The sequence below is a fragment of the Streptomyces sp. bgisy027 genome, from assembly GCF_057710365.1.
Genome location: NZ_JBYIVZ010000004.1, coordinates 74,990 through 101,148, shown reverse-complemented (window position 1 = coordinate 101,148; position 26,159 = coordinate 74,990). Strand labels below are relative to the sequence as shown.

The window sequence follows — 26,159 nt, the reverse complement described above, 5'->3', positions numbered from 1 at the left end:
AGGGCGTTGGCCGCACGCACCTGAAGGGGCGCGGGGCACTGCGCGACAAGCCCCGCGCACCCGCACCCTGCAATGGTCGAAAGCCCCCCTGCAACGAACACCCACCCAGTCGCCAGACACGCAATGATCATGCGGTCATGCGCAAGGTTGCTGCATTTCAACAGCAACGTCACTCGCCCTAGGCTGTCGCCTCGAACGTGGCGTGGCAGGGACCCCGCTCGGTGGGTCCCTGTTGCCGTGGGTGCCGCTGGTCCCTGTCGCCCTGAACGGCAGCGATAAGGAGCCAGCGCGTGCTCGACCAAGGCGCACCCCCGCAATCCCCAGGCCAGACGGCCGCCTCCGCGTCCCCCGGCGTCGGCGCGCGCCTGATGCGTCGCAAGCCCGTGGAACACCTGGTCGCAGAGGGCGGCCAGGGCGACGGAGGGTCCCTGCGGCGCACCCTCGGCCTCTGGCAGCTCACCATGATCAGCATCGGTGCCACCCTCGGCACCGGCATCTTCGTCGTCCTCGGCGACGCCGTCCCGGAGGCCGGTCCCGCGGTCACCCTGGCCTTCGTGATCGCCGGCCTCACGGCGCTGTTCTCGGCCCTGTCCTACGCCGAGCTGGCGGGCAGCATCCCGGTCGCGGGCTCCTCCTACTCGTATGCGTACGCAACGATGGGTGAGCTGGTCGCCTGGGTCTGCGGCTGGTGTCTGGTGCTGGAATACGGCGTCTCGGTGGCCGCCGTCGCCGTCGGCTGGGGCGAGTACCTCAACGAGCTGCTCGACGGGACGATAGGCGTCACCGTCCCGTCCGTGCTGTCCTCCGCGCCCGGCGAGGGCGGGATCATCAACCTGCCCGCGCTGATCGTCGTGATGCTGGCGATGGTGTTCCTTCTCGGTGGCGTCCGCGAGTCCGCCCGCGCCAACACGATCATGGTCGCCGTCAAGATCGTCGCACTGGTGTTGTTCTGCGCGGTCGGCTTCATGGGCTTCAAGTCCGGCAACTACGAGGACTTCATGCCGCTCGGCATGGCCGGCGTGAGCGCCGCGGGTGCCACCCTCTTCTTCTCCTACATCGGCTTCGACGCCGCTTCCACCGCCGGTGAGGAGGCCAAGGACCCCAAGAAGGACCTGCCGCGGGCGATCATGCTGTCGCTGATCATCGTGACCGCGCTGTACGTCCTCGTCGCGGGTGTCGCCGTCGGCGCCTGGAACTGGACCAAGTTCGAGGGCTCCGAGGCATCCCTCGCCGCGATCATGAACGACGTCAGCGGCCAGTCCTACTGGGGCACGCTGCTCGCCCTCGGTGCCGTCATCTCCATCGCGAGCGTGGTCCTGACCGTGCTCTACGGCCAGACCCGCATCCTCTTCGCCATGTCCCGTGACGGCCTGGTGCCCAAGGCGCTGGGCAAGGTCCACGCGAAGACCGGCGCGCCGCGCCTCAACACCGTCATCGTGTCCGTGTTCTGCGGCGCCCTCGCGGCCCTCATCCCGCTGGGCAAGCTCGTCGACGCCACCAGCATCGGCACGCTGTTCGCCTTCGCGCTGGTCAACATCGCGGTGATCGTGCTGCGCGTGAAGCGGCCGGAGCTCGAGCGCACGTTCAGGGTGCCGTTCGGGCCGGTGCTGCCGGTGCTGGGCTTCCTGTTCTGCGCGTACAACATGTTCAGCCTCGACACCGTCACCTGGGTGGTCTTCGGGTGCTGGATGGCCGCCGGTCTCGTGTTCTACTTCCTGTACGGCTATCGCCGTTCCCGTCTTGCCGCATCAGAAGTGAAGTGAACCACCCGCAGTGCTGAACGATCTCGACGAACGCATCGTGCACGCCCTCGCCGAGGACGCCCGCCGCTCCTACGCGGACATCGGGCAACTCGTCGGCCTGTCCGCGCCCGCCGTGAAACGGCGCGTGGACCGGCTGCGTGCCACCGGAGCCATCACCGGGTTCACCGTGCGGGTGGACCCGTCGGCCCTCGGCTGGGAGACCGAAGGGTTCGTCGAGATCTACTGCCGGCACAACACCTCGCCGGAGACGATCCGGCGGGGGTTGGAGCGCTATCAGGAGGTCGTGGCCGCGTCCACCGTCACCGGTGAAGCGGATGCGGTCGTCCAGGTTTTCGCCTCTGACATGCGGCACTTCGAGCGGGTGCTCGAGCGGATCGCCGGGGAGCCGTTCGTGGAGCGGACCAAGTCCGTGCTGGTGCTGTCGCCGTTGTTGCGGCGGTTCTCGTCCGGGTCGCCGACATAGTTCTTCGCGTGCGGCCGGGTGGGTGCTTGTCGCGCGGTTCCCCGCACCCCTACGGGGCGCGTTTGCCGATCCTTCTCAGCATGTGCCGTACGACCAGTGCGTGGGCGCCCGTGCCGATGACGAGCCCTCGGTAGACGGTGCCCGCCCGGCCCGGGAATCTCGCCCGGGTCTCCGCCCGCAGGCGCGTGTGGCCCCGGGGCGTCTCGTTCAGATGGAAGATCAGAGCGTACGTCGAGAACGGGTGGCGACCGACGTATGCCAGCTCCTGGCCCGGGATCGACACCGCCACCTCGAACCCGCGTGAGCCGTCCATCAGGGCGGCCAGCTCTTTCCAGACGGCGTCGGTGTCCGCCTCGACGAGCGTCGCGTGCTCGTCGACGAACGGCAGGGCGGGGATCTCGGTGGCGTCCATGGGGGAAGTCTCGCCCGGCCGCCCTCGGCGGGGCCTCCTCCGGCGGGTGGAGTCGGGTAGCCGTTCGGGGGAGAGGTCAGTCGGCCGTCTTGCGCGCCAGGGCGTTGTTGTCGATCGAGTTGTGGACGCTGAAGCTCACCGCGTCCGAGCGGTAGCGGTCGTCCGACCACTCCACCGGGCGGCCCTCGCGGGTCGTCGTCACACGTCGAACCCGCAGCAGCGGGCTCGTGCGGCGGATGCCCAGCAACTCGGCGTCCTGGGCGCCCGCCGACACCGCGTCGATGACGTGCTCGCCGTAGGCGAAGACCAACCCCGTTTCCTCGTAGAGGCGTTGGGTGACCGACGCGCAGTCCGGCTCTATGGACTCGACGGCCGGCGAGATCCAGTCCGCGTAGACCGTGCGCTCCAGGAGCACCGGTTCGCCGTCCAGGCCGCGCACCCGCAGGACGTGCAACACCGGGGTGCCGGGAGACAGTTGGAGGCGTACCGCGTCCTCCTTCGTCGCCGGGCGGTACTCCTGGCAGACCACGTGGCCGGTCGCCTCCCGCCCCATCGCGTTCGCCCACTGGGCGAAGCTGCGCAGCTCCGCGAAGCTCTGGCTGCGGCGGCTGGCCAGGACCACCCGGCGAGCGCCCTGGCGCGAGCCGATGAGGCCCTCGGAGGTCAGCGCCGCGACGGCCTGCCGGACCGTGCCGCGCGAGACGCCGTACCGGGCCGCGAGGTCCGTCTCGGCGGGCAGCAGCGAGCCGACCGTGTACTCCTCGCGGTCGATCGCCCGACGCAGCTCGTCGGCGATCTCCTCGTGTCGCGCCGTCATGCTTCCCCTCTGAGTCCGTTGCTGTGCACAGCGTGACCAGCGTAATCGAGATCGTCCGGCACTCGGTTTCTGAGGTGAGTGTGCACGAATTCAGGGCAGAGGCTTTCGCCAGTGTTTACGAACGTGTCACCATCGGCGGGCCTACTGGGGCCAACTTGTTCAGACAAGTTTGAGATCTTTCCTGGGCAAGATCCTCCTGAACCCTCGCGCGTCCCCTGGAGAAACCGTGTCCACGTCCCTGTCGACCACAGCCCTGCCGAGAAATGCCGCCCTCGGCGGTGCCCTCGCCGTCGTCGCCGCGCTCGCCCTGAGCGCCTGTGGCGCCGCCCCCGACAACGCGTCCACCGCCGCCGACGGCAAGAGCGCCGCCACCGCCACCTCCGCCGCCGACCTCGGCGGGATGGACAAGCTGGTCGCGGCGGCCAAGAAGGAGGGCACGCTGCACGCCATGGCGCTGCCCCGCGACTGGGCCAACTACGGTGCCCTGATCGACGGCTTCCAGAAGAAGTACGGCATCAAGATCGAGGTCGAGAACCCCGACGGGTCCAGCCAGGACGAGATCAACGCCGTGACCTCGCGCAAGGGGCAGGACCGCGCCCCCGACGTGCTCGACCTCGGCAGCTCCTTCGCGATCAGCGCGGCCCAGCAGGGGCTGCTCGCGCCGTACAAGGTCGAGACCTTCGCCGACATCCCCGAGGGCCAGAAGGACGCGCAGGCCCGCTGGTACAACGACTACGGCGGCTACATCTCCATCGGCTGCGACGCGAAGCGGGTCAAGGAGTGCCCGAAGACCTTCGCCGACCTGCTGAAGCCGCAGTACAAGGGCCAGGTCGCCCTCAACGGCAACCCCACCAAGTCCGGCTCCGCCTTCGGCGGCGTGTACGCGGCGGCACTCGCGAGCGGCGGCTCCTTCGACGACATGCAGCCCGGCCTGGACTTCTTCGCCAAGCTGAAGAAGAACGGCAACTACACGCCCGTCGAGTCGACGCCGGCCACCGTCGAGAAGGGCGAGACGCCCATCAGCATCGACTGGGACTACCTCAACGCCGGCTACGCCGAGGAGTTCAGGTCCAAGGGCGTCGACTGGCAGGTGTCGGTGCCCAGCGACGGCAAGTTCTCGCAGTACTACTCCCAGGCCATCAACAAGGACGCCCCGCATCCCGCGGCCGCCCGCCTGTGGCAGGAGTACCTCTACAGCGCCGAGGGCCAGAACCTGTGGCTCAAGGGCTTCGCCCGTCCGGTGCTGATGACCGCCATGGACAAGGCCGGCACCCTCGACAAGACGGCCGCGGCCAAGCTGCCCGAGGTCTCCGGGACGCCCGCCTTCCCGACCGAGGACCAGCAGAACAAGGCCAAGACGGTTCTCGGCCAGGGCTGGGCGAAGGCCGTCTCCGGATGACGAACACCCTCACCCGGGTCGACACGGCGACCGCCGCTCCGCTGAAGCGGCGGCGCCGTGCCGTCGGCGGCGGGCTCGCCGTCCTCCCGCTCCTCGTCTTCACCGCGCTGGCCTTCGGGCTTCCCGCCCTGGCCATGCTGAACGGCGCCTTCACCGTCAAGGCCCCGGCCACCGGCGCGACCTCGTACACCGCCGACAACCTGACGAACTCGCTCCAGGGCGCCTACCTCACGGCCCTGCTCGGCAGCGTCAAGCTGTCCGCCGTCTCCGCCGCGCTCGGGGCCCTCGTCGGGCTGCCGCTCGCCCAGGCCGTGGTGACCTCCCGCTTCCGCGCGCTGCGCGAGGCCGTGCTCACCGCGTCCGGGGTGCTCGCGAACTTCGGCGGCGTCCCACTGGCCTTCGCCTTCGTGGCCACCCTCGGCAACGCCGGTGTCCTGACCCGGCACCTGGGCCTGACGGACAAGGGCTGGGACCTGTACAGCTTCTGGGGCCTGGTCCTGGTCTACCTGTACTTCCTGATCCCGCTGATGGTCCTCACCATCACCCCCGCCCTGGAGGGCCTGCGCTCCCAGTGGCGCGAGGCGGCGCAGAACAACGGCGCGACGACCGTGCAGTACTGGCGGCACGTGGCGCTGCCCGTCCTGCTGCCCACGCTCCTCGGCGGATTCGTCCTGCTCTTCGGCAGCGCCTTCGCCGCGTACGCCACGGCCGCCGCCATGGTGGGCAGCTCGATCCCGCTGGTCACCCTCCAGATCGCCGACGCGCTCTCCGGGAACGTCCTGGTCGGGCAGGAGAACGTGGCGCTCGCCCTCAGCCTCGACATGGTCCTGGTCGCCGGCTTGGTGATGGCCCTGTATCTGCCCCTGCAACGACGGAGCGCCCGATGGCTCGCCTGAACCTGTGGCGGTGGGGCGTGCTCGGCCTCGCCGGCCTGTACTTCCTGGTGCCGCTGGCCGCGTCGGTCGTCTTCACGGTCGACGTACCGGGGCAGGGCCTGACCTTCGACGCCTACACGCAGATCTTCTCCACCGAGGGCTTCGTCTCCAGCCTGCTGCTCTCGCTGGAACTGGCCCTCGCCACCATCGTCGTCGTCCTGCTGCTGATGGTGCCCGCCATGGTCGCCCTGCGGCTCGGCGCGCCCCGGCTGCGGCCCGTGGTCGAGGTGGTGTGCTCGCTGCCGCTGGTCGTGCCGCCGATCGCGTTCGTCGCCGGCATCGGGACGGTGCTGAAGTGGGGACCCGAGCACCTGTCGCGCACGCCGCTGTTCCAGACGTTCGTCGCGATCCAGAACCCGGACTTCCCCGTGGTGCTGGTGCTGGCCTACGTCGTGATGGCGCTGCCGTTCGTGTACCGGGCCCTGGACGCCGGACTGCGCGCCATCGACGTACCCACCCTCGTGGAGGCCGCCCGCAGCTGCGGTGCCGGCTGGCCGCAGGCGCTCATCCGGGCCGTGCTGCCCAACCTGCGCGGCGCCCTGCTCAACGCCTCCTTCCTCACCCTCGCCCTCGTGCTCGGCGAGTTCACGGTCGCGCAACTGCTGGGCTTTCAGCCCTTCGCCGTCTGGATCGTGAACGTCAGCGGCTCGCAGGCCCAGCTGTCGGTCGCCGTGTCCGTGCTGAGCCTGCTCGTGACCTGGGTGCTCCTTCTCGTGATGGCCGGCTTCGGCGGCCGTACCCGTTCCGACTCCCGGGGATGATCATGACCGTGCTCGAAAAGACAGCCGAAGCGCCGGCCGTGCAGGCCGCCACCGTCGAATTCCACGGCCTGCGCCGGGAGTTCGGGTCCACCGTCGCCCTGGACGGACTCGACCTGACCGTCCGACCCGGCGAACTCCTCGCCCTGCTCGGCCCGTCCGGCTGCGGCAAGACCACCGCCCTGCGCATGCTCGCCGGGTTCGAACACCCCGACTCCGGCCAGGTGCTGGTGGACGGCGAGGACGTCACCGCGATCCCCGCGCACCGCCGGGACGCCGGCATGGTCTTCCAGTCGTACAGCCTCTTCCCGCATCTGAGCGCCCTCGACAACGTGGCCTTCGGGCTGCGCATGCGCAAGGTGCGCACCGCCGAGCGGCGGGCCCGCGCCGCCGAGTTGCTGGAGCTGGTCGGTCTCGCCGACAAGGGCGAGCGCTACCCGCACCAGCTCTCCGGTGGCCAGCAGCAGCGCATCGCCCTGGCCCGGGCGCTCGCCCTGCGCCCGCGCGTCCTGCTCCTCGACGAACCGCTCTCCGCGCTGGACGCCAAGGTGCGCCTGACGCTGCGCGAGGAGATCCGGCGGCTCCAGCGGGAGCTCGGCATCACCACCCTGTTCGTCACCCACGACCAGGAGGAGGCCCTGTCCATGGCCGACCGGGTCGCGGTCATGCGCTCCGGCCGGCTCGAACAGTGCGCCGAGCCCGCCGAGTTGTACGGCCGGCCCGCCACCGCGTTCGTCGCCGAGTTCGTCGGCACCATGAGCCGGATCCCGGGCACGCTCGTGGACGGCGGTGTCCAGGTGCTGGGCCGGCGGCTGCCCGTCGACGGCGACGCACCCTCGGTGTCCGAGGTCGACGTACTGGTGCGGCCGGAGGCCGTGGCCGTGCGCGCCGACGACGCCTCCGAGGCGCGCGTGGTCGCCACCGCGTTCCTCGGGGCCACCACCCGGCTGACCGTACGGCTCGCCGACGGCACCGAGGTGAAGGCCGACCTGCCCGCCCACGAGACGGCCGCGCTCGGCGCGGGCGCCGCGGTGAGCGTGTCGCTGCCCGAGCGGCCCGTGCTGGTGGCCGAACGCAGCCGCTGATCCCCGTACGACCCACCCGCCCCCCACGCAAGAACACGGAAGAAAGAGACAACCGTGACTCGACTCCCCCTCCAGGCCGTCCTGTTCGACATGGACGGCACGCTCGTCGACACCGAGCGACTGTGGTGGGAGGCGGTGGAGCAGATCGCCGGTCGGGCCCTGACCGAGGCGGACGAGGCGGAGGTGCTCGGCCGGCCCGTCGAGCACACCGCCGACTGGCTGGCCGCGGCGACGGGCGCGCCGGCCGCCGACCTGGCCGACGCGCTGCACCGCGAGTTCGCCGACCGGGTCCGCGCCGGCATCGTCCCGCGCCCCGGCGCCCTCGACCTGCTCGACGCCCTCGCCCGCGACGGCGTCCCCACGGCCCTGGTCACCGCCTCGCCCCGGGCCGTCGCCGACACCGTCCTCGAAGCCCTCGGCGCGAGCCGCTTCGCGGTCTCCGTCACCGCCGACGACACCGACCGCACCAAGCCCGCCCCCGATCCCTACCTCGCCGCCTGCCGTGCGCTCGGCGTCGACCCGGCGGCCTGCGTCGCCGTCGAGGACACCCGCACCGGCGTCAGCTCCGCCGAGGCGGCCGGCTGCACGGTGCTCGCGGTGCCCTCGCTCGCCCCGATCGAGCCGGCCCCCGGCCGCACCGTCCTGCCCAGCCTGGAGGGCGTCACCACACAGCGGCTGCGCACCCTGCCGACCGCCGCCGCGCCCTCGCACGAACTGCGCGTCATGAGCTGGAACCTCTGGCACGGCGGCACCAGGGTCCACGACCATCTGGCCAAGCAGCTCAAGGTCATCGCCGAGACCGGCGTCGACGTGGTCGGCCTCCAGGAGACGAACGGCACCGCGGCCGAGGACCTCGCCGACGCCATGGGCTGGTACCACCACCGGGCCGGCGAGAACCTCGGCGTCATCAGCCGCCACCCGATCACGGCCTGCTTCGGTGACCCGGCCGTCGGCTTCTACGGCGCGGCCGGCGTCCGGGTCCGGGCGGGTGAGCGGGAGGTCGACATCTGGACGGCCCACCTCGACTACACGCCCTACGGCCCCTACGAGTCCGCCTTCGACGGGCTCCCGGCCGCCGAGCTGATCGCCCATGAGCGGGTGCGGCTCGCACAGATGCGGGACGCCCTGCGCCGGATCGAGGAGAGCGCCGCGCCCGGCGTCCCCGTCGTCCTCGTCGGCGACTTCAACAGCCCCTCCCACCTGGACCGCCCGGACGTCGAGTGGCCGGTGACGAAGGCGGCCGAGGAGGCGGGCCTGCGCGACTCCTACCGTGAGGCCCACCCGGACCCGGCCATCCACCCCGGCCACACCTGGTCGCCGATCCACACCCTGCACGAGGACGGCAGCGGCCGCCCGGAGCCGCAGGACCGGATCGACTTCGTGCTGCACCGCGGCCTGCGCGTGCTGCACTCCCAGACCTGCGTCAGCGGCACACCGCGCCCGTGGCCGGACGTGGAGCACAACGAGTGGCCCTCCGACCACGCCGCCGTGATCACCACGTTCTCCCTGCGCGAATGAGCCGCCGGCGCCTACCATCGGTGCCATGACCCGGCGACATTGATCCACCAGCCGTGCCTCCCGAGGGCCGCCTCGGACGCCGTACCCCCGGTGTCCGAAACGTCCCTGCGGGAAGGCCTCATGACACTCTCACCTGCGCGTGTGCCCGCCACCGGTGTCCGGCGGCTTACGACCACGCTGTACGGCTACTCGTTCCTCGACGACTTCGTCCTGTTCTACCCGGTGTACGCGCTGCTGTTCGCCGACACCGGCATGTCGCTCTGGCAGATCTCCTCCCTGTTCGCCCTGTGGTCGATCACCGGTGTGCTCCTCGAAGTGCCCTCCGGTGCCTGGGCCGACGCCGTGTCGCGGCGCCGGCTGCTGTGGATCGGCCCGCTGCTGACCGCCGCCGGCTTCGCGCTGTGGGTGGCGGTCCCGTCGTACTGGGCCTTCGCGGCCGGGTTCGTCCTGTGGGGTGCCGGCGGGGCGCTCGGCTCCGGCGCCCTGGAGGCGCTGGTCTACGACGAACTGGACCGGCTGGGCGCGGCCGACCGGTACGCCGGTGTCATGGGCCGGTCGCGGGCCGCGCGGCTGCTGGGCACCGTGTCCTCCATCGGCCTCGCCGGGCCCGTCCTCGCCCACGGAGGCCATGCGGCGGTCGGTGCCGCCAGCTTCGTCGCCTGTGTGCTGACCGCCGCAGTCGCGACCCGCTTCCCCGAGCACCGGGTGCGGCCCGGGAGAGGCGAGGACGGCTGGGCGAGGACTCTGCGGACCGGACTCGCCGAGGTCCGCGGTGACCGCACGGTGCGCGGCGCCCTGCTGCTGGTCCCGGCCGTCGCCGCGGTGTGGGGCGCGCTCGACGAGTACACCCCGCTGCTGGTCCGCGACATCGGCGTCGCCGAGGCGACCGTGCCCTACCTGATCATGCTGATCTGGGGTGGCGTCACCCTCGGCAGCCTGCTGACCGGACCGGCCGAACGTCTCGGCGCGACCGGGCTCGCCGTGCTGCTCGCGGGCAGTGCGCTGGCCCTGGCCGCCGGCGCCGCGGCCCGCTCCCTGGCCGGGATCGCGCTGGTGAGCCTCGCCTTCGCCGGGTTCCAGCTGGCCGAGGTGCTCGCCGACGTCCGGCTCCAGCACCGCATCGACGAGACCCGCCGGGCCACCCTCACCTCCGTGGCGAGCCTGGGCACCGAGCTCGCCACGGTCGTCATCTTCGGCGTGTACGCGCTGCTGGGAACGGACGCGGCACACAGCACCGTCTTCGCGGTGCTCGCGGTGCCCTACCTGGTGACAGCGTCGGCCCTCGCCAGAAGCCGGGCCGCCACGGCACGGCCGTGAAGTCGCCCGTCCCCTTCCCGACCTTCTCGAAGGGGGCGGAGCCCGCACACCTGGGCAGTTCCTTCGTCTCGACGGGGCTGCCCGTGGCGGCCCAGCTGTAGCCGAGCCGGTCACGGCGGCCGACGTCATGGACGGTGATGCCGACCCGCCTGCCCTCGGCGCCCGGCAGGTCGGAGTCGGTGATCACACCGGAGACGACGGCCACCTTGCCGCCGGTCACCAGGCAGTCGACCTTCGCCTTCGCCCGGGTGCCCGCGCCGTCCAGGTAATGGCTGAACTCGAAGGTGCCGGTCGCCTTCATCGGGTCGGCGCTGTCCTTCGCCGCAGGATGAGCGTCGAAGGAGAACGTGATGTCGTCCCCGGCGGAGCGGTGCAGCTTGGCGGTGCCGGTGAGTGCGGCGGCCTCCCGCTGCCGTGGCGATGCGTCCGACGCGGTGGCGACGGAGGCGGCCGTGGCGCCGAGCAGCAGCGCGAGCCGAGCACGACGATCTTCGTACGGCGGTTCATCGCGGCCCTTTCCCCAGGTCAAGCGGTCGGTTCCCGCTCTCCCGGCGCCGCGCCCGCGGCACATAGCGCCGGGGACGGGACCCCGTCCCCGCCGCTCGGCGGGGACCCTGGCGAGCCCAGCGCCCCGGGGACGAGCGGAACTGCGCCCGAGGTCGCGCAACGAATCTCCGCCGGCCCCCGGGCGCACGCAACAAACCGCTCACCGGCGCGCAACGGCTCCTTCTTGTCCGGCCTGGTCAGCCGCCCGTACCTTCTACATGGCCCCCACAATCACCCTTTCGCCCCGGTGAGGACACGCATGCGCACCGCCCTGCTCCAGAGCTCCGGCCGCCCCGGCTCGACCGTCGAGAACCTCAAGGTCCTCGACGACGCCGCGGACCGTGCCGCCGCCGCGGGCGCCGGGTTGCTGGTCGCGCCGGAGATGTTCCTCACCGGGTACGCGATCGGCGACGACATCGCCCGTCTCGCCGAGCCCGCCGACGGCGACTGCGCGGACGCGGTCGCCGAGATCGCCGGCCGGCACGGCCTGGCCGTCGTCTACGGCTACCCGGAGCGCGAGGGCGACGTCGTCTTCAACTCCGCCCAGCTGATCTCCGCCGACGGCACCCGACTGGCGAACTACCGCAAGACCCACCTCTTCGGCTGCTTCGAGCGCGACCACTTCACGTCGGGCGAGCAGCAGATCGTCCAGGCCGAACTGCACGGCGTCCGGGTCGGCATCCTGATCTGCTACGACGTCGAGTTCCCGGAGAACGTCCGGGCCCACGCCCTCGCCGGCACCGACCTGCTGCTCGTCCCGACGGCGCAGATGCACCCGTTCCAGTTCGTCGCCGAGTCGATGATCCCGGTGCGGGCCTTCGAGAACCAGATGTACGTCGCCTACGTCAACCGGGTCGGCCAGGAAGGGGAGTTCGAGTTCGTCGGCCTCTCCACGCTCGCCGGCCCCGACGGAGTCGCCCGCACCCGGGCGGGCCACGCCGAGGAACTCGTCCTCGCCGACGTCGACCCCGCCTTCGTCGCCGCCTCCCGCGAGGCGAACCCGTATCTGAAGGACCGCCGCCCCGGCCTCTACGGGTCGCTCGTCTGAAATCCCCCCGCTTCCCCTGACGCAGTCGCAAGGAGTCCGTACCCCATGACGTCCATGGTGCCCAACGCCGTCGAGCACACCGACGAGCAGCAGCAGCCGCCGATCACCATGTTCGGCCCGGACTTCCCTTACGCCTACGACGACTTCCTCGCCCACCCGGCGGGGCTCGGCCAGATACCGGCGACCGGGCACGGCACCGAGATCGCGGTCATCGGCGGCGGCCTGTCCGGCATCGTCGCCGCCTACGAGCTGATGAAGATGGGCCTCAGGCCCGTCGTGTACGAGGCCGACGAGATCGGCGGCCGGCTGCGCACCGTCGGCTTCGACGGCCCCAGCACCGAGGGCCTGACGGCCGAGATGGGCGCGATGCGCTTCCCGCCGTCCTCCACGGCGCTCCAGCACTACATCGACCTGGTCGGCCTGAAGACCAGCCCGTTCCCCAACCCTCTCGCCGAGGCGACGCCCTCCACCGTCGTCGACCTCAAGGGCGAGTCGCACTACGCCGAGACGATCGACGACCTGCCGCAGGTCTACCGCGACGTCGCCGAGGCCTGGAACAAGTGCCTCGAAGAGGGCGCCGACTTCTCCGACATGAACCGGGCCATGCGCGAGCGGGACGTGCCGCGCATCCGCGAGATCTGGGCGAAGCTCGTCGAGAAGCTCGACAACCAGACCTTCTACGGTTTCCTCTGCGACTCCGAGGCCTTCAAGTCCTTCCGGCACCGCGAGATCTTCGGCCAGGTCGGCTTCGGCACCGGCGGCTGGGACACCGACTTCCCGAACTCCATCCTGGAGATCCTGCGCGTCGTCTACACCGAGGCCGACGACCACCACCGCGGCATCGTCGGCGGCTCCCAGCAGCTGCCGGTGCGCCTGTGGGAGCGTGAGCCGGAGAAGATCGTCCACTGGGCCCACGGCACCTCGCTGGCGTCGCTGCACGAGAACGGCGCGCCCCGCCCGGCCGTGACCCGGCTGCACCGCGCCGCCGGCAACCGGATCACCGTGACCGACGCCGACGGCGACATCCGCACCTACCCGGCGGCGATCTTCACCGCCCAGTCGTGGATGCTGCTGTCGAAGATCGCCTGCGACGACTCGCTCTTCCCGATCGACCACTGGACGGCGATCGAGCGCACCCACTACATGGAGTCGAGCAAGCTCTTCGTGCCGGTCGACCGGCCGTTCTGGCTGGACAAGGCCGTCGACGACAGGGGAAATCCGACCGGCCGGGACGTCATGTCGATGACGCTGACCGACCGGATGACCCGCGGCACCTACCTCCTGGACGACGGCCCGGACAAGCCGGCCGTCATCTGCCTGTCGTACACCTGGTGCGACGACAGCCTGAAGTGGCTGCCGCTGTCCGCGAACGAGCGGATGGAGGTCATGCTGAAGTCGCTCGGCGAGATCTACCCGAAGGTCGACATCAGGAAGCACATCATCGGCAACCCGGTGACGGTCTCCTGGGAGAACGAGCCCTACTTCATGGGCGCGTTCAAGGCCAACCTGCCCGGCCACTACCGCTACCAGCGCCGCCTGTTCACGCACTTCATGCAGGACCGGCTGCCCGAGGACAAGCGGGGCATCTTCCTCGCCGGTGACGACATCTCCTGGACGGCCGGCTGGGCCGAGGGTGCCGTCCAGACCGCGCTGAACGCGGTCTGGGGCGTCATGCACCACCTCGGCGGGTCGACGGACGCGGTCAACCCGGGTCCGGGCGACGTCTTCGACGAGATCGCCCCGGTCGAGCTGCCCGAGGACTGACCCCGGCGGGCGGGGCCGTCACAGTCCGGCGGCCCGCACCGCCTCGTACACCTCGGCGGCGACGTCCTTGAGCTCCTGGGCGTCGCGCGCGAGGCCCTGGAGCTCGAAGAAGAACTCGTCGAGCCCGTCCACGGCGTGCGCGGCCAGGTCCGCCACGATCTGGTCGACGCTGCCCTGGAACGCGGCGCGGTCCGCGCCGTCGTAGGCCTTCGCGCTGTACCGGGCGTTGATCCGGACCACGGCCTGGATCGGCTCCGTGCGTCCGCGCTCGGCCGCGAGGTCCTGCAACTGCTGCCACTGCGAGGCGAGTTGCTCGGCGCCCATGGCGATCGGCATCCAGCCGTCGAGGCGGTCGACGAGCCGGGTCATCGCCTTCCTGCTGTTGGTGGGCACCAGGATCGGGATCGGCCGGGCGGGCTTGGGCGCCACCACGGCCGAGGCGACCTTGGAGTGCGGGCCGTCGTAGGACACGGGGTCCGGTCCCCATACGGCCCGGCACACCTCGATCATCTCGTCGAGGACCCTGCCGCGCTCCTCGAACGGCGCCACGCCCGCCGCCGCGTACTCGTCGAGCGACCAGCCGGTGCCGAAGCCCGCCACGACCCGGCCGCCGCTCGCCGCGTCCAGCGTGGCGAGCGCCTTGGCCAGCTGGAACGGGTTGTGCAGCGGTGCCACCAGGATGCTGGTGCCGAGCCGGGCCCGCTCGGTCGCCGACACCGCCAGGGTCAGCGTGACCAGCGGGTCCGGGACGCCGCGGTACATGTCGGGCCACGCGAGCCCCTCGATGCCGTACAGGCCCTGGGTCTGGGGCTCGGGGAACAGGGCCCGCTCGTAGACCCAGAAGCTCTCGAAGCCGATCCGCTCGGCGGTGCGCGCGACGTCCGGTACGTCACGGCCGATGTCGTACTGCTGTGCTTGAGGGAGGCTGAGCCCCAGCCGAAGGGCCATCCGTACGCTCCTTTGCGTCGGTCCGTCACAGATCGGTTCGGGTCCGTCACTGACGGTTCAATCGTCAACTTAACTCGGGTACCCGCGTGGGTCAGGTGTACCGCGCGGTGTGGCCGAGATCAGTCCGCCAGTGGCGTGAGCAGCATGCGTCCCGCGAACCCCACCGCCGCGTCGAGCCGCTCGGCGAACTCCTCGGCGAGCCCCGGGCACCCGCGCAGCGCCCACAGCGCCCGGGCCGACGACCAGGTGGCGTCCCGCGCGCGCTCCAGGCTCCAGGAGCCGAGCAGATGAGTGATCGGGTCGGCGATCTGGAGCAGATCGGGACCCGGCATCAGATCTTCGCGGATGCGCTCCTCCAGCGAGACGAGGAGGTCACCCACGCGGTCGAACTCGTCCTCCAGCTCGACGGGTTCGCAGCCGAGGCTACGACAGGCGTCCACCACCGCGAGCGCCAGATCGTGGCCGATGTGCGCATTGATGCCCGCGAGCGCGAACTGCAACGGCCGTACGCCCGGATGCCGCCGCATCTGGAACAGGGGCCGCCAGCACGCGGGCGGACGCCGCCCGTCCTCGGCCGACTCCACCGCCGCGAGATACCGCTCCGCGAACCGCACGTCCAGCGTGATCGCCGCCCGCGCGTCCGGGAACCGGCCGCCGTCGATGTGCCGGTCGACCTCCTGCGTGACGGCGAGGTAGACGCGGTTGAAGACGGCGACACCGTCGCGTTCGGGGAGCATCGCTGCAAGGGAGCGCATACGGGAGATGACCGCGTCCACGGCTGTGGTGGATTGTTCGCATTGCGCCATGGGTGCAATGTCCCAGCTTTAGGGTGGCCGCAGTGTCGGCGGGCCCGGCGCTTCCCCAGAACGGGGGACGCGCTCGCTGTGGGGGAGGGGGAGCAGGACCGTGCCAGGCTCACGCGCCCGGCGACTGGCCGCACGCCGGGCCGAGCGCCGCAGGGCCGCCCGGCGGGGCGTCATGGCGGTGGCGGCCTCGGTCGTGGTCGCTGTGGGCGCGGTCACCGGAATGGTCTCCGCCCTCGACGACCGCGGGGGCTCCGACGAGGCCGGGCCGCCCCGGGTGACGCGCTCGCCGAGTCTGGACTCCCTGCCGCTCCTGCCGTCGGCCTCCCCGCCGGCCACGAAGTCACCGCCGCCGACATCCGCCTCGCCCACCAGGACGCGAGAGAGGTCCACCCCGGCCCCCTCGCCCGCGCGGACCGAGAACAAGCAGAGCACGGCCGTGGTCTCCGCCCGCCTGTACCGCCACCCGGACTCCCAGGTCCTGGAGTGGGTCCGCGACAACCCCGCCGACCCGCGCCACGCCGTGATCGAGTCCCGGATCGCCGCCCAGCCGGCCGCGGTGTGGTTCGCCGACTACACGCCCGACACCATCACCGCCCGGGTCCGCGCGGTCACTTCGGGCGGGTCGGCGCTCGGTCGTGTCCCGGTGGTCGTGCCGTACGCGATACCGGACCGCGACTGCGGCGGGTACTCCGAGGGCGGGGCGCCCGGCCTGGACGCCTACGACGCCTGGATCGACCGGTTCGCCGCCGGGCTCGGCTCCGGCGACGTCATCGTCGTCCTGGAGCCCGACTCCGTCGCCCAGGCCGACTGCCTCTCCGAGGGCGCCCGCGCCGACCGCTTCGCCTCCCTGGCCCGCGCGGGCCGCGTCATGAAGGCCGCCAACCCCAGGGCCCGCGTCTACTACGACGCCGGGCACTCCGGCTGGAACGCGCCCGCCAGGCAGGCGGACTGGCTGCGGCAGGCCGGCGCCGCCTCGACCGCGTCCTCCGACGGCGTCTTCAGCAACGTCTCCAATTTCCGCACCACGTCCGCCGAGATCGCCTACGACCGGCAGGTCCTGGACGCCCTGGGCGGTCCCGCGAGCCTCGGCGCCGTCATCGACACCAGCCGCAACGGCGCCGGCGCCCCGGCGGACGGCGAGTGGTGCGACCCGTCGGGGCGCAAGCTGGGCCGGGCGCCGACCCTCGCGACGGGCGAGTCCCGGATCGACGCCTACCTTTGGGTGAAGCTCCCGGGGGAGTCGGACGGGTGCAAGGGCAGGCCGGGCACGTTCACCGCGTCGTACGCCTACGAGCTGGCGCGCTGAGTGCCCTCGCCGGTGCCGCTCTCCTCGTCGTAGGACGACGTCCCCTCGTCCAGGAGCGGCTCCTGCGTCTTGAGGTGGGCCGGGGCGAACGCGCGCAGCGTGTGGTAGCCGGTGATGACCACCAGCGTGCCCAGCGCGATGCCGCTCAGCTCGAAGGTGTCGGTGAACTCCATGGTGACGTTGCCGACGCCGATGATGACGCCCGCGGCGGCCGGCACCAGGTTCAGCGGATTGCGCAGGTCCACCTCGGCGTTGATCCAGATCTGCGCGCCGAGCAGACCGATCATGCCGTACAGCACCGCGCCGACGACCAGGACCGCGCCGGTCACGACCGCGCCGGAGCCGCCGTCGGCCCGGATGACCGCCGCGACGCCGACGAAGGAGAGCGAGCAGCCGAGGTGGCTGGGCACCCGGCCGCGCGTGGCCAGCAGGAAGATCACCGTCGCGACGCCCGACATCATGATCGCCAAGTTGGGATCGAGCCCCATCAGGACCGGCGGCACGAACGACGCGCCGAACATCGCCACCACGTGCCGGGCACCGAGCCCGACCGTGCGGGGCCAGGACAGCCGTTCGTCGGGCCGGACGACCGCTCCGGGCTCCGGGGTGTGTCCGTCGCCGTGCAGTTTCCAGCGGACGCCGAGATCCATGGTGCGGTTTCGCTTGCGTCGTGCGGGTGGGCCCGGACCATTGTCAGGGACACCGGAGGCGGCCCCCGACCCGGGCCCATCAGGGATGCTGAGCGTCCGCTTAGGATGGTGGGCGTCAACTCGTACGTACCGGGAGTCCCGCACGTGACCGCCGAAGCCCCGACAGCGCCCGCCCTCTCCTACGGCCGGCTCATCCCCGTCACCGTCCACTTCGACGACCTGGACGCGCTCGGGCTGCTGCACAACGCCCGCTACCCGCTGATGGTCGAGCGGGCCTGGACCGAGCTGTGGCGGGAGCACGGCTTCCGCTTCGAGGGCGACTGGGTGGCGGCCGGCGACGCCTGCAACGCGGTCAGGGAACTGCGCATCGGCTACGAGGCACCGGTCACCAAGCCCGGCGTCTACGCCGTCCACCTCTGGCTGGAGCGGCTCGGCAACACCGGGCTGACGTACGGCTTCCGGTTCTGCTCGGCCGACGGCTCGGTGACCTATGCCCACGGCACCCGGGTCCTGGTCCGGCTGGACGCCGGAACGCTGCGCCCGGCGCCGTGGAGCGAGGGATTCAGGGCCGCGGGTCGGGAACTGCTGCGTCCGGCCGGCTGACCTTCGGGCGCTCACGGTCACCCGCGCGCAGGACGCGCGCGAACACCACGAGCCCGAAGGACAGCACCGTGACCAGGCAGAACGACACCATCAGACTGGTGGCCTGGGCGATACCGCCGATCGCGCTCGGGGCGATGAGCCCCGAGGTGTAGGTGATCGTCGCGACGCCGGCGATGGCCAGCGAGGGGTTGGGGCCGCTGCGGCCCGCCGCCGCGAAGCACAGCGGCACGACCACCGCGATGCCGAGCCCCAGCAGCGCGAACCCGGCCATCGCCAGGACCGGCTGGTCCGACACGACGATGAGCAGTCCGCCGAGCGTGGCGAGGACGCCGCTGAACCGGACCGTGCGCACGGAGCCGTAGCGGTCCACCACCTTGTCGCCGACGAGGCGGGCGATCGCCATGGTGAGCGTGAAGCCGGTCGTGCAGGCCGCCGCGAGCCCCGCCGAGGTGTCCAGTTGGTCCCGCAGATAGACCGCCGACCAGTCCAGGCTCGCGCCCTCCGCGAACACCGCGCAGAACCCGACCGCGCCGATGAGCAACGCCGACTTGGGCGGCAGCGCGAAGCGGGGCGGCGGCTCCTCGTCCTCGGCGGGCTGCAGGTCGAGCACCCACTGGCAGGCCGCCACGCCGAGAAGCGTGAGCGTCACCGCCGCGAGCGCGTGGTGCAGCCGGGCGTCGGAGCCGAGGTGCGCCGCGAGCGTGCCGGCCGCCGAGCCGATCAGGGCGCCCGCGCTCCACATGCCGTGCAGGCCCGACATGATCGACCGGCCGAGCCGGGTCTCGACCTCGACGCCGAGCGCGTTCATCGCCACGTCCGCCATGCCCGCCGTGGCGCCGTAGACGAAAAGCGCCAGACACAGGGTCAGCAAATTGGGGGCGAGCGAGGGCAGGACGAGCGCCAGCGTCCACAGGGCGATCAGCCCGCGCAGGGCGTTCCGGGCGCCGAAGCGGTGCGAGATGCTCCCCGCCAGCGGCATCGCGACGGAAGCGCCGAGCGCGGGGAAGGCGAGCGCGATGCCCAACTGGCCGGCGCCGACGCCGGCATGGTCCTGGATCCACGGCACGCGCGTCGCGAACGAGCCGGTGACGGCGCCGTGCACGGCGAAGACGGCGGCCACGGCGTACCGGGCGCGCCTCACTTCGCGCAGGTCGTAGACCATCCCACCCATTGTGCGACCCCTCCCGGTCTTCGTTTCGTGCTGAGCCCGGCGTAAACTATCAGGAACCCTGCCTGATAGATAGAGTGTTTTCGCGGCCCACCCGCTGCCGTGCCCCGCACGTCCCGGCCGATCTGGAAGGATCCCGGCATGCCCGCATCCCCGAGCACCGCCCGGGCCATCAACGACCGGCTCGCCCTCCGACTGCTCCAGCAGCAGGGCTCGTTGACGGCAGGACAGCTCAAGCAGCTGACCGGACTGTCCCGGCCGACCGTGGCCGACCTCGTCGAGCGCCTCACCGGCGCCGGCCTGATAGCGGTCGTCGGCGAGGCCGGCGAGCAGCGCCGCGGCCCGAACGCCAAGCTGTACGGCATCGTCGCCGACCGCGCCCACCTCACGGCCCTGGACGTCCGTACCGAAAGCGTCTCGGTGATCGTGTCCGACCTGGTCGGGACCGTGCTCGCCGAGGCGTCGGCACCGATCGGCGACGACACCGGGACCGGGCCCGCGGTGGAGCAGGCGGTGGCGCTGGTGGAGCGGGTCGTGAAGGAGGCCGGGGCGGACCGGCTCCATACGGTGGGGATAGGCGCCCCGGGCCTGATCGACCCGGCGAGCGGCGAACTGCGCGACTCCACCGGCCTGCCCGAATGGCACCGCAGTCTGGTCGCCGCCCTCCAGGAACGGCTGCCCGAGGCCCGTGTCATCGTCGAGAACGAGACCAACCTCGCCGCCCTCGCCGAACAGCGCGACGGAGTCGCCGCCGACCGGGACACCTTCGTCCTGCTGTGGCTCGGCCACGGCACCGGCGCGGCCGTGGTCCTCGACGGCGCGCTGCGCCGCGGCGCCTCCGGCGGCACCGGCGAGATCGGCTTCCTGCCGGTGCCCGGGACGACCGGGCTGCCGTCGGCGGTGGACTGTGAGGGCGGGTTCCACTCGCTCGCGGGATCGGCGGCGATCGTGGAACTGGCGAGATCGTTCGGCCTGCTGGTCGAGGACGCGTCCGCGCCCGAGCCGCTGGCCGCGGGGGTGGTGGGGAAGGCCGTCGCACTGGTGGCCGGGAACTCGGAGGCGGGCGTGGGCACGGTGGCCGCGGCCGGTCGGCCGGAGCACGAGGCGCGGGCCGCCGCCTCCGCCGACCGCTTCCTCGACACCCTCGCCGACCAGCTGGCCGTCGGTGCCGCATCCGTCGTCGCCATCCTCGACCCCGGCTGTGTGGTCCTCGGCGGGGAGGTCGGGCAGGCCGGGGGAGGGGTGCTCGCCGCGCGGGTGCAGGAGCGGGTCCGGCGGATGTCGCCGCTCGCGACCGTCGTACGGCCCAGCGGCCTGGGCGGCGCCGCCGTCCTGCGCGGCGCACTGCTCACCGCCCGCGACGCCGCGCAGGACGAACTGTTCGCACCGCGGGACCGCTGACGGTTCCGAGGGATCTGGGCCGGCCAGTGGTTGAGGCATCGGGGGTGGTCAGCGTGGTGGTGAGCGTCGGGGTGGTCGGGGTGGGGTGAGCGCCGGGGTGGTCGGGGGTCCGGGCCGGCCAGTGGTTGAAGCATCGGGGGTGGTCAGCGGTTGAGGGATCCGGGGCGGTCGGGGTGGTGGTGAGCGTCGGGCCAGCCGGTGGGTGAGGGATCCGGGCCGGGCGGTGGTTGAGGGATCCGGGGAGGTCGGCGTGGTGGTGGGCGCCGGGCCGGTCGGCGTGGTCGAGGGAGCCGGGCCAGTCGGCAGTTGACGGATCCGGGCCGGTCGGCGCCGTTGGGCCAGGCGGGCCGGGTGGCGGTCCCGGCGTGTCCCCGGGGGGCCGCTCAGACGCCCCGCCCACCCCCGACCCGCCGCCCCAGATACTCCTCGAACGTCCCCTTGCCCACCGCGTGCTCCGGTGCCAGGAGACCGCCCGAGCGCATGCCCCGGTACGCCTTCCCCCACAGCGGCACCTTGACGACGAGCCGCCTGCGGCCCGTGGCCCGGAGGTACGCGCGGGCCAGCGAGTCGAAGGTCCGCACCTCGGGTCCGCCCAGGTCCGCGACCCGCCCGGCGGGAGCCGCCAGGGCCAGCCCGGCCAGCCGGTCCGCGACCTCCGCGACCTCGACGGGCTGGTCCTTCACGCCGGCCGGGACCAGCATCACCGGCACCTTGGCCAGGGCCGCGAGCACCCGCAGCACCAGGTCGTGGAACTGGGTCGCGCGCAGCACGGTCCAGCCCAGCCCCGATGCCTCGACCATCCGCTCCACGGCGAGCTTGGACTTGTAGTAGCCGAGCGGCACCAGGTCCACGCCGACGATCGAGATGTAGACCAGATGCCGTACCCCGGCCCTCTTCGCGGCCTCGATCAGCCGAGCCGCCGCCTCCTGGTCGCCGCCGCCCTGCGAGCTCGCGCAGTGGACGACCGTGTCCACGCCCGCCATCGCGGTGTCCAGGCCGGGACCGCCCTTGCGCAGGTCGACGGCGTAGGGCTGGGCGCGCCGACTGAGCACCCGCACCTCGTGCCCGTCCCCGCGCAGCCGCTCGGTGACGAGCCGGCCGAGCGTTCCGGTGCCGCCGGTCACCAGGATCGTGGTCATGCCGTTCAGTCCCTTCGGAGGCCGGGCGCTCCCGGGCGAAGCGCCCCTCGCCGACCGGGACCGGGTAGCCCATGCGAAATGTGACAGCCGGGGCACCAAGCCCTGCGGGCCGCTACGCCCGCGAGAGCTGTCGGCCCGCGAACTGGAGCTTGTCCGGGTTGACCACGGCCCGTGCGTGTGCGATCAGCCCGTCCCGCACTTCGAACCCCACCACAGTCATCAGCGTCTCGCCCGCCCAGACAGCCACCGCGGACGAACCGTTGACCTCGGCGAGCGTGAAGTCCGCACCGGCCAGGAACGTCCGCGACGCACCCGCGAGGAAGCGGGCCACCTTCTCCCGGCCCTCGATCGGCCGCCGCGCCGCCGAGACCTTGCCGCCGCCGTCGCTCGACCAGACGACGTCGGCCGCCAGCAGCTTCTCCAGCCCGCTCAGGTCACCGTCGCGGGCCGCCGTGAGGAACGAGCTGACCAGTTCCTCCCGCCGCTGGGGAGTCGACTCGAACCGCGAGCGGTCCTCACCGACCCGCCGCACCGCGCGCCGGTAGAGCTGCCGGCAGTTCGCCTCGGTCAGATCCAGCGCCTCGGCGATCTCCCGATGGCCGTAGGCGAACGCCTCCCGCAGCACGTACACGGCCCGCTCGGTCGGGGTCAGCCGCTCCAGCAGCACCAGCATCGCCAGCGACACGGCATCGCGCTGCTCGGCGGACTCCAGCGGTCCGAGCGTGCCGTCCGAGGTGACCACCGGCTCCGGCAGCCAGGGGCCGACGTACCGCTCGCGCCGGGCCCTTGCCGAGGTCAGCCGGTTGAGGCAGAGGTTGGTGACGACCTTCGCGAGCCAGGCCGGCGGATGCTCGATCGAGTCCCGGTCGGCGCCGCTGAAGCGCAGATAGGCGTCCTGGACGGTGTCCTCGGCCTCCTCCGCCGAGCCGAGCATGCGATACGCCAGCCCGAACAGGCGCGGGCGGTGTGACTCGAACTCTTCGGCGGTCGCGCTCGTCATGCCCTCACCCTGTCAGAGGCGCCGCGGGCGGCAGTTGGGAGACCCGGCGGCGGGCAAGGGCCGTCGACACCGCCGCCGGGCCGTCTGCGGGGCTCCACCGGAAGAGGGGTCCGAGTGGAAGAGGGATCCGAGGACGAGGAGGTTCCCGCACAGTAAAGAGGACTAGACCATAGCGTCAATAGGTATGGACCAATCTCAAGAGCATTTCCCCGCAGGGGAGTTGAGGTGCCGGCCGGGCGCTGTGAAAGTCCAGCGAAGACGCCTGTGAGCCACCCCACACCCTTTGCCCGTATGGACACCGATCAGGCGTGGCACACTGGCCGTGTACCAGAAGCAGCGCACTCCGGGGTCGGTGAAAGTCCGAACCGGCGGTTACAGTCCGCGACCCGGTCGCCTCCAGCGGCCGGTTGACCAGGTGAAATTCCTGGACCGACGGTTAAAGTCCGGATGGGAGGCAGTGCGCGGCGGGCGGGCATTCGTGCGCGCCGCCGTACCGGTTCGTCCATGGGGCGAACCCTGTCCGGCGTCGCCCCCGGTGTCCCTGCTCGTACATTCTGTCGTCATCGACAGCCCCGGAGTCCGTGCCCCCATGAGGCAGGAGGACCCGGGAAGTGTTCACCGGAATCGTCGAAGAGCTGGGCGAGATCACCGCCGTCGAGACCCTCGACGACGCCTGTCGCTTCCGACTGCGCGGCCCCGTCGTCACCGACGGCGCGAAGCACGGCGACTCCATCGCGGTCAACGGCGTGTGCCTGACGGTCGTCGACCACGAGGGCGACGAATTCACCGCCGACGTCATGGCCGAGACCCTCAACCGCTCCAGCCTGGGCGCCCTCGCCGTCGGCTCCCGCGTCAACCTGGAGCGCCCCACCGCCGTGGGCGCCCGTCTCGGCGGGCACATCGTGCAGGGCCACGTCGACGGCACCGCCGAGGTGCTGGAGCGCAAGCCCTCCGACAACTGGGAGATCGTGAAGATCTCGCTCCCCGCGGACCTCTCCCGCTACGTGGTCGAGAAGGGCTCCATCACCGTCGACGGCATCAGCCTCACCGTCGTCGACGCCGGACCCGACTACTTCACCGTGAGTCTCATCCCCACCACCCTCGCGCTGACCACGCTCGGCCTCAAGCAGCCCGGCGACCCGGTCAACCTCGAGGTCGACGTCATCGCCAAGTACGTCGAGCGGATGCTGGGCGAGAGGGCCTCCTCCGAAGGGGCGACGGCGAAGTGAACGCGCTGAACTCCGAGGCCTTCACCCTCTTCGGCCAGCACATCCTCTGGTCGGACATGATCGGCAACCTCTTCGGCCTCACCGCCCTCGCCCTCGGCTGGCGGCGCTCCATATGGACCTGGCCCGTGCAGTTCCTCGCCGGCCTGATCCTGTTCGGGGCGTTCCTCGGCCATCTGACCGGCAGTGCCGGCAAGCAGGCGGTCGTCATGGTCGTCGCCCTGTACGGCTGGTGGCAGTGGCAGCGCAGCAAGGGGCGGCCCGAAGACGGTGGCGACGGCCACATCAGCGTCCGGTTCGCCACCTGGCGCGAGCGCACGGCCATGGTCGCGGCGGCAGCCGCCGGCACCGTCGCCGTGGCGCTGCTCTTCAAGGCGTACCCGAGCCTGTCCTGGGACCCCTGGCCCGACGCCTACATCTTCGTCGGCACCATCGTCGCCATGTACGCCCAGGCACGCGGCATGGTCGAGTTCTGGTTCGCCTGGCTGCTCGTCGACCTGGTCGGCGTCCCCCTCAACTTCGCCAACGGCTACGCCTTCTCCGGCTTCGTCTACGTCATCTACGGCGCACTCGTCCTGTGGGGCATGCGCGACTGGTGGCTGCGCTCCCGCAACGACGCGCGGCCCGTCCTGGAAGGAGCGCCGGCATGACCGCCCGCCTGTCACCCGCCACCCTGAACGAGGCGCTTCGCGCCGACCCCTCGATCCCATCGACCCTGTACCGCACCGAGGACATCGAGGACCTGACCCTCGACCCGGTCGAGCGGGCCATCGCCGACATCGCGGCCGGCCGCCCGGTCGTGGTCGTCGACGACGAGGACCGGGAGAACGAGGGCGACCTCGTCATCGCCGCCGAGCACGCGACCCCCGAGATCGTCGCCTTCATGATGAGCGAGTGCCGCGGCCTGATCTGCGCCCCCATGGAGCCGGACGAGCTGGACCGGCTGGAGCTCCCGCAGATGGTCCAGGACAACACCGAGTCGATGAAGACCGCGTTCACGGTCTCCGTGGACGCCTCCGCCGCGCACGGCGTGACCACCGGCATCTCGGCCTCCGACCGCTCGACCACGCTCCAGCTCCTGGCGAGCGGCAGGGCACAGCCGTCGGACCTCGTCCGCCCCGGCCACGTCTTCCCGCTGCGCGCCCGCCCCGGCGGCGTCCTCGTGCGCAACGGCCACACCGAGGCCGCCGTCGACCTCGCCCGCCTCGCGGGCCTGCGTCCGGCCGGTGCCATCGTCGAGATCGCCGGCGAGGACGGCGAGATGCTGCGGCTGCCCGAGCTGATCCCGTTCGCCCGCAAGCACGGCCTGACGATCATCTCCATCGAGGACCTGATCACCTACCTGCGCGACGCCGAGCCCCGGCAGCAGGTGGAGCGGGTGGAGCAGGTGCCGGCCGAGCGCGAGTCGTTCCCGGCCGAGTCCACCGTCCGCCGCGAGGCGGAGGTCCATCTCCCCACCGCCCACGGCACCTTCACCGCCTACGGCTACCGCTCCACCGTCGACGGCGTCGAACACGTCGCCCTCGTCCACGGCGAGCTCGGCGACGGCGAGGACGTCGTGGTCCGCATCCACTCCGAGTGCCTGACCGGCGACGTCTTCCACTCCCTGCGCTGCGACTGCGGCCCCCAGCTGCAGGCGGCGCTGGAACGCATCCAGGACGAGGGCCGCGGAGTCGTCGTCTACCTGCGCGGACACGAGGGCCGGGGAATCGGTCTGATGTCCAAGCTGCGCGCCTACGAACTCCAGGAGCGCGGCCGCGACACCCTCGACGCCAACCTCGAACTCGGTCTGCCCGCGGACGCCCGCGACTACGGCGCCGGCGCGCGGATCCTGGCCGACCTGGGCGTGCACAGCGTGCGCCTGCTGACCAACAACCCCGACAAGTCCGACGCGCTGCGCGGCCACGGCATCGAGGTCACCGAGCGCGAGCCGATGCCCGTGCAGGCGGGCGAGCACAACCTGACGTACCTGCGCACCAAGCGGGACCGGATGGGCCACGACCTGCCCTGGCTGGACACGGTCCCCGTGGCCGCGGCCCCCCTGTCCACCTGCACCAACCAGTAACAGCACACCGAGGAGACTCAAG

24 protein-coding genes, 1 pseudogene and 1 riboswitch are annotated in these 26,159 nt (G+C 71.8%); of the genes and pseudogenes, 16 read left to right on the top strand and 9 right to left on the bottom strand.

Annotated elements, in window-relative coordinates:
* Positions 1–290 precede the first annotated feature (290 nt).
* Both AC3ETA_RS05615 and AC3ETA_RS05610 read left to right on the top strand, forming a co-directional pair.
* Positions 291–1,763, top strand: a complete 1,473-nt coding sequence (locus AC3ETA_RS05615) for an amino acid permease (RefSeq protein ID WP_432191684.1) — start codon at positions 291–293, stop codon at positions 1,761–1,763.
* Between the two features lie 10 nt (positions 1,764–1,773).
* Complete coding sequence (locus AC3ETA_RS05610) at positions 1,774–2,226, top strand: Lrp/AsnC family transcriptional regulator (protein ID WP_030947984.1); 453 nt, start codon at positions 1,774–1,776, stop codon at positions 2,224–2,226.
* Positions 2,227–2,275: 49 nt separating this feature from the next.
* Here the strand turns inward: AC3ETA_RS05610 and AC3ETA_RS05605 are convergent, their stop codons facing one another.
* Positions 2,276–2,638, bottom strand: coding sequence for a hypothetical protein (locus AC3ETA_RS05605; RefSeq protein WP_432191683.1), 363 nt, complete (start codon positions 2,636–2,638; stop codon positions 2,276–2,278).
* 76 nt (positions 2,639–2,714) lie between these two features.
* The gene (locus AC3ETA_RS05600) at positions 2,715–3,455 is read right to left on the bottom strand and encodes a GntR family transcriptional regulator (protein WP_432191682.1); all 741 of its coding nucleotides are present in this window, start codon (positions 3,453–3,455) and stop codon (positions 2,715–2,717) included.
* Between the two features lie 226 nt (positions 3,456–3,681).
* Between AC3ETA_RS05600 and AC3ETA_RS05595 the strand changes: the two genes are divergently transcribed.
* From AC3ETA_RS05595 to AC3ETA_RS05570, 6 genes are all read left to right on the top strand, one after another.
* A complete protein-coding gene (locus tag AC3ETA_RS05595) occupies positions 3,682–4,854 on the top strand; it encodes an ABC transporter substrate-binding protein (protein WP_432191681.1) in 1,173 nt (390 codons plus the stop codon).
* Positions 4,851–5,750, top strand: coding sequence for an ABC transporter permease (locus AC3ETA_RS05590; protein WP_432191680.1), 900 nt, complete (start codon positions 4,851–4,853; stop codon positions 5,748–5,750). Before AC3ETA_RS05595 ends, AC3ETA_RS05590 begins: the two co-directional genes overlap by 4 nt.
* Positions 5,738–6,550: an ABC transporter permease gene (locus tag AC3ETA_RS05585; protein WP_432191679.1), complete on the top strand. Its 813-nt coding sequence runs from the start codon at positions 5,738–5,740 to the stop codon at positions 6,548–6,550. Before AC3ETA_RS05590 ends, AC3ETA_RS05585 begins: the two co-directional genes overlap by 13 nt.
* Positions 6,551–6,552: 2 nt before the next feature.
* Positions 6,553–7,632 (top strand): ABC transporter ATP-binding protein, encoded by a 1,080-nt coding sequence (locus AC3ETA_RS05580; RefSeq protein WP_432191678.1) that lies wholly within the window; start codon positions 6,553–6,555, stop codon positions 7,630–7,632.
* Positions 7,633–7,686: 54 nt separating this feature from the next.
* Complete coding sequence (locus AC3ETA_RS05575) at positions 7,687–9,150, top strand: HAD-IA family hydrolase (RefSeq protein ID WP_432191677.1); 1,464 nt, start codon at positions 7,687–7,689, stop codon at positions 9,148–9,150.
* 120 nt (positions 9,151–9,270) lie between these two features.
* Positions 9,271–10,467, top strand: a complete 1,197-nt coding sequence (locus tag AC3ETA_RS05570) for an MFS transporter (RefSeq protein ID WP_432191676.1) — start codon at positions 9,271–9,273, stop codon at positions 10,465–10,467.
* Here the strand turns inward: AC3ETA_RS05570 and AC3ETA_RS05565 are convergent.
* Positions 10,439–10,974: pseudogene (locus AC3ETA_RS05565) on the bottom strand (Repetin); the annotation flags it as partial. The gene AC3ETA_RS05570 and the pseudogene AC3ETA_RS05565 overlap by 29 nt on opposite strands.
* Positions 10,975–11,272: 298 nt before the next feature.
* Here AC3ETA_RS05565 and AC3ETA_RS05560 point away from each other — a divergent pair.
* Complete coding sequence (locus AC3ETA_RS05560; protein ID WP_432191675.1) at positions 11,273–12,061, top strand: carbon-nitrogen hydrolase family protein; 789 nt, start codon at positions 11,273–11,275, stop codon at positions 12,059–12,061.
* Positions 12,062–12,106: 45 nt separating this feature from the next.
* Complete coding sequence (locus AC3ETA_RS05555) at positions 12,107–13,825, top strand: flavin monoamine oxidase family protein (RefSeq protein ID WP_432191674.1); 1,719 nt, start codon at positions 12,107–12,109, stop codon at positions 13,823–13,825.
* Between the two features lie 18 nt (positions 13,826–13,843).
* Here the strand turns inward: AC3ETA_RS05555 and AC3ETA_RS05550 are convergent, their stop codons facing one another.
* Together AC3ETA_RS05550 and AC3ETA_RS05545 are read right to left on the bottom strand one after the other, a co-directional pair.
* Positions 13,844–14,773 carry an LLM class F420-dependent oxidoreductase gene (locus tag AC3ETA_RS05550; RefSeq protein WP_432191673.1) on the bottom strand — a complete coding sequence of 310 codons (930 nt, stop codon included), beginning with the start codon at positions 14,771–14,773 and terminating at the stop codon, positions 13,844–13,846.
* A 119-nt stretch (positions 14,774–14,892) separates the two neighbouring features.
* The gene (locus AC3ETA_RS05545) at positions 14,893–15,579 is read right to left on the bottom strand and encodes a DUF5995 family protein (protein WP_432191672.1); all 687 of its coding nucleotides are present in this window, start codon (positions 15,577–15,579) and stop codon (positions 14,893–14,895) included.
* Positions 15,580–15,751: 172 nt separating this feature from the next.
* On the opposite strand from AC3ETA_RS05545, the gene AC3ETA_RS05540 reads away from it, so the two are divergent.
* Positions 15,752–16,885 carry a glycoside hydrolase family 6 protein gene (locus AC3ETA_RS05540; RefSeq protein WP_432191853.1) on the top strand — a complete coding sequence of 378 codons (1,134 nt, stop codon included), beginning with the start codon at positions 15,752–15,754 and terminating at the stop codon, positions 16,883–16,885.
* Here the strand turns inward: AC3ETA_RS05540 and AC3ETA_RS05535 are convergent.
* On the bottom strand, positions 16,867–17,535 hold the full coding sequence (locus AC3ETA_RS05535) for a solute carrier family 23 protein (protein ID WP_432191671.1): 669 nt from the start codon (positions 17,533–17,535) through the stop codon (positions 16,867–16,869). The two genes, AC3ETA_RS05540 and AC3ETA_RS05535, sit on opposite strands and share 19 nt — an antisense overlap.
* A 144-nt stretch (positions 17,536–17,679) precedes the next feature.
* On the opposite strand from AC3ETA_RS05535, the gene AC3ETA_RS05530 reads away from it, so the two are divergent.
* Positions 17,680–18,138 (top strand): acyl-CoA thioesterase, encoded by a 459-nt coding sequence (locus tag AC3ETA_RS05530; protein ID WP_432191670.1) that lies wholly within the window; start codon positions 17,680–17,682, stop codon positions 18,136–18,138.
* Here AC3ETA_RS05530 and AC3ETA_RS05525 read toward each other — a convergent pair.
* A complete protein-coding gene (locus tag AC3ETA_RS05525) occupies positions 18,098–19,309 on the bottom strand; it encodes an MFS transporter (RefSeq protein ID WP_432191669.1) in 1,212 nt (403 codons plus the stop codon). The genes AC3ETA_RS05530 and AC3ETA_RS05525 overlap by 41 nt on opposite strands.
* A 138-nt stretch (positions 19,310–19,447) precedes the next feature.
* Between AC3ETA_RS05525 and AC3ETA_RS05520 the strand changes: the two genes are divergently transcribed.
* On the top strand, positions 19,448–20,707 hold the full coding sequence (locus AC3ETA_RS05520; protein WP_432191668.1) for an ROK family transcriptional regulator: 1,260 nt from the start codon (positions 19,448–19,450) through the stop codon (positions 20,705–20,707).
* Positions 20,708–21,090: 383 nt separating this feature from the next.
* Here the strand turns inward: AC3ETA_RS05520 and AC3ETA_RS05515 are convergent, their stop codons facing one another.
* A complete protein-coding gene (locus tag AC3ETA_RS05515) occupies positions 21,091–21,846 on the bottom strand; it encodes an SDR family oxidoreductase (protein ID WP_432191667.1) in 756 nt (251 codons plus the stop codon).
* A gap of 112 nt (positions 21,847–21,958) precedes the next feature.
* Positions 21,959–22,846, bottom strand: a complete 888-nt coding sequence (locus tag AC3ETA_RS05510; RefSeq protein WP_432191666.1) for an RNA polymerase sigma-70 factor — start codon at positions 22,844–22,846, stop codon at positions 21,959–21,961.
* 334 nt (positions 22,847–23,180) lie between these two features.
* A riboswitch (FMN riboswitch) is annotated at positions 23,181–23,311 on the top strand.
* A gap of 146 nt (positions 23,312–23,457) precedes the next feature.
* Here AC3ETA_RS05510 and AC3ETA_RS05505 point away from each other — a divergent pair.
* From AC3ETA_RS05505 to AC3ETA_RS05495, 3 genes are read left to right on the top strand one after another with little or no spacing between them, the layout of a single operon-like run.
* The gene (locus AC3ETA_RS05505) at positions 23,458–24,075 is read left to right on the top strand and encodes a riboflavin synthase (protein WP_432191665.1); all 618 of its coding nucleotides are present in this window, start codon (positions 23,458–23,460) and stop codon (positions 24,073–24,075) included.
* Entirely contained in the window at positions 24,072–24,722 is a 651-nt protein-coding gene (locus AC3ETA_RS05500) for a nicotinamide mononucleotide transporter family protein (protein WP_432191664.1), read from the top strand. Before AC3ETA_RS05505 ends, AC3ETA_RS05500 begins: the two co-directional genes overlap by 4 nt.
* Positions 24,719–26,137: a bifunctional 3,4-dihydroxy-2-butanone-4-phosphate synthase/GTP cyclohydrolase II gene (locus tag AC3ETA_RS05495; protein ID WP_432191663.1), complete on the top strand. Its 1,419-nt coding sequence runs from the start codon at positions 24,719–24,721 to the stop codon at positions 26,135–26,137. Before AC3ETA_RS05500 ends, AC3ETA_RS05495 begins: the two co-directional genes overlap by 4 nt.
* Positions 26,138–26,159 lie beyond the last annotated feature (22 nt).

Coding starts and splice junctions, on each gene's coding strand:
- AC3ETA_RS05535 (WP_432191671.1), bottom strand. CDS start 17,535: ATGGATCTCGGCGTCCGCTGGAAACTGCACGGCGACGGACACACCCCG.
- AC3ETA_RS05555 (WP_432191674.1), top strand. CDS start 12,107: ATGACGTCCATGGTGCCCAACGCCGTCGAGCACACCGACGAGCAGCAG.
- AC3ETA_RS05495 (WP_432191663.1), top strand. CDS start 24,719: ATGACCGCCCGCCTGTCACCCGCCACCCTGAACGAGGCGCTTCGCGCC.
- AC3ETA_RS05510 (WP_432191666.1), bottom strand. CDS start 22,846: ATGACGAGCGCGACCGCCGAAGAGTTCGAGTCACACCGCCCGCGCCTG.
- AC3ETA_RS05515 (WP_432191667.1), bottom strand. CDS start 21,846: ATGACCACGATCCTGGTGACCGGCGGCACCGGAACGCTCGGCCGGCTC.
- AC3ETA_RS05585 (WP_432191679.1), top strand. CDS start 5,738: ATGGCTCGCCTGAACCTGTGGCGGTGGGGCGTGCTCGGCCTCGCCGGC.
- AC3ETA_RS05590 (WP_432191680.1), top strand. CDS start 4,851: ATGACGAACACCCTCACCCGGGTCGACACGGCGACCGCCGCTCCGCTG.
- AC3ETA_RS05545 (WP_432191672.1), bottom strand. CDS start 15,579: ATGGCGCAATGCGAACAATCCACCACAGCCGTGGACGCGGTCATCTCC.
- AC3ETA_RS05525 (WP_432191669.1), bottom strand. CDS start 19,309: ATGGGTGGGATGGTCTACGACCTGCGCGAAGTGAGGCGCGCCCGGTAC.
- AC3ETA_RS05580 (WP_432191678.1), top strand. CDS start 6,553: ATGACCGTGCTCGAAAAGACAGCCGAAGCGCCGGCCGTGCAGGCCGCC.
- AC3ETA_RS05560 (WP_432191675.1), top strand. CDS start 11,273: ATGCGCACCGCCCTGCTCCAGAGCTCCGGCCGCCCCGGCTCGACCGTC.
- AC3ETA_RS05540 (WP_432191853.1), top strand. CDS start 15,752: ATGGCGGTGGCGGCCTCGGTCGTGGTCGCTGTGGGCGCGGTCACCGGA.
- AC3ETA_RS05570 (WP_432191676.1), top strand. CDS start 9,271: ATGACACTCTCACCTGCGCGTGTGCCCGCCACCGGTGTCCGGCGGCTT.
- AC3ETA_RS05550 (WP_432191673.1), bottom strand. CDS start 14,773: ATGGCCCTTCGGCTGGGGCTCAGCCTCCCTCAAGCACAGCAGTACGAC.
- AC3ETA_RS05605 (WP_432191683.1), bottom strand. CDS start 2,638: ATGGACGCCACCGAGATCCCCGCCCTGCCGTTCGTCGACGAGCACGCG.
- AC3ETA_RS05600 (WP_432191682.1), bottom strand. CDS start 3,455: ATGACGGCGCGACACGAGGAGATCGCCGACGAGCTGCGTCGGGCGATC.
- AC3ETA_RS05520 (WP_432191668.1), top strand. CDS start 19,448: ATGCCCGCATCCCCGAGCACCGCCCGGGCCATCAACGACCGGCTCGCC.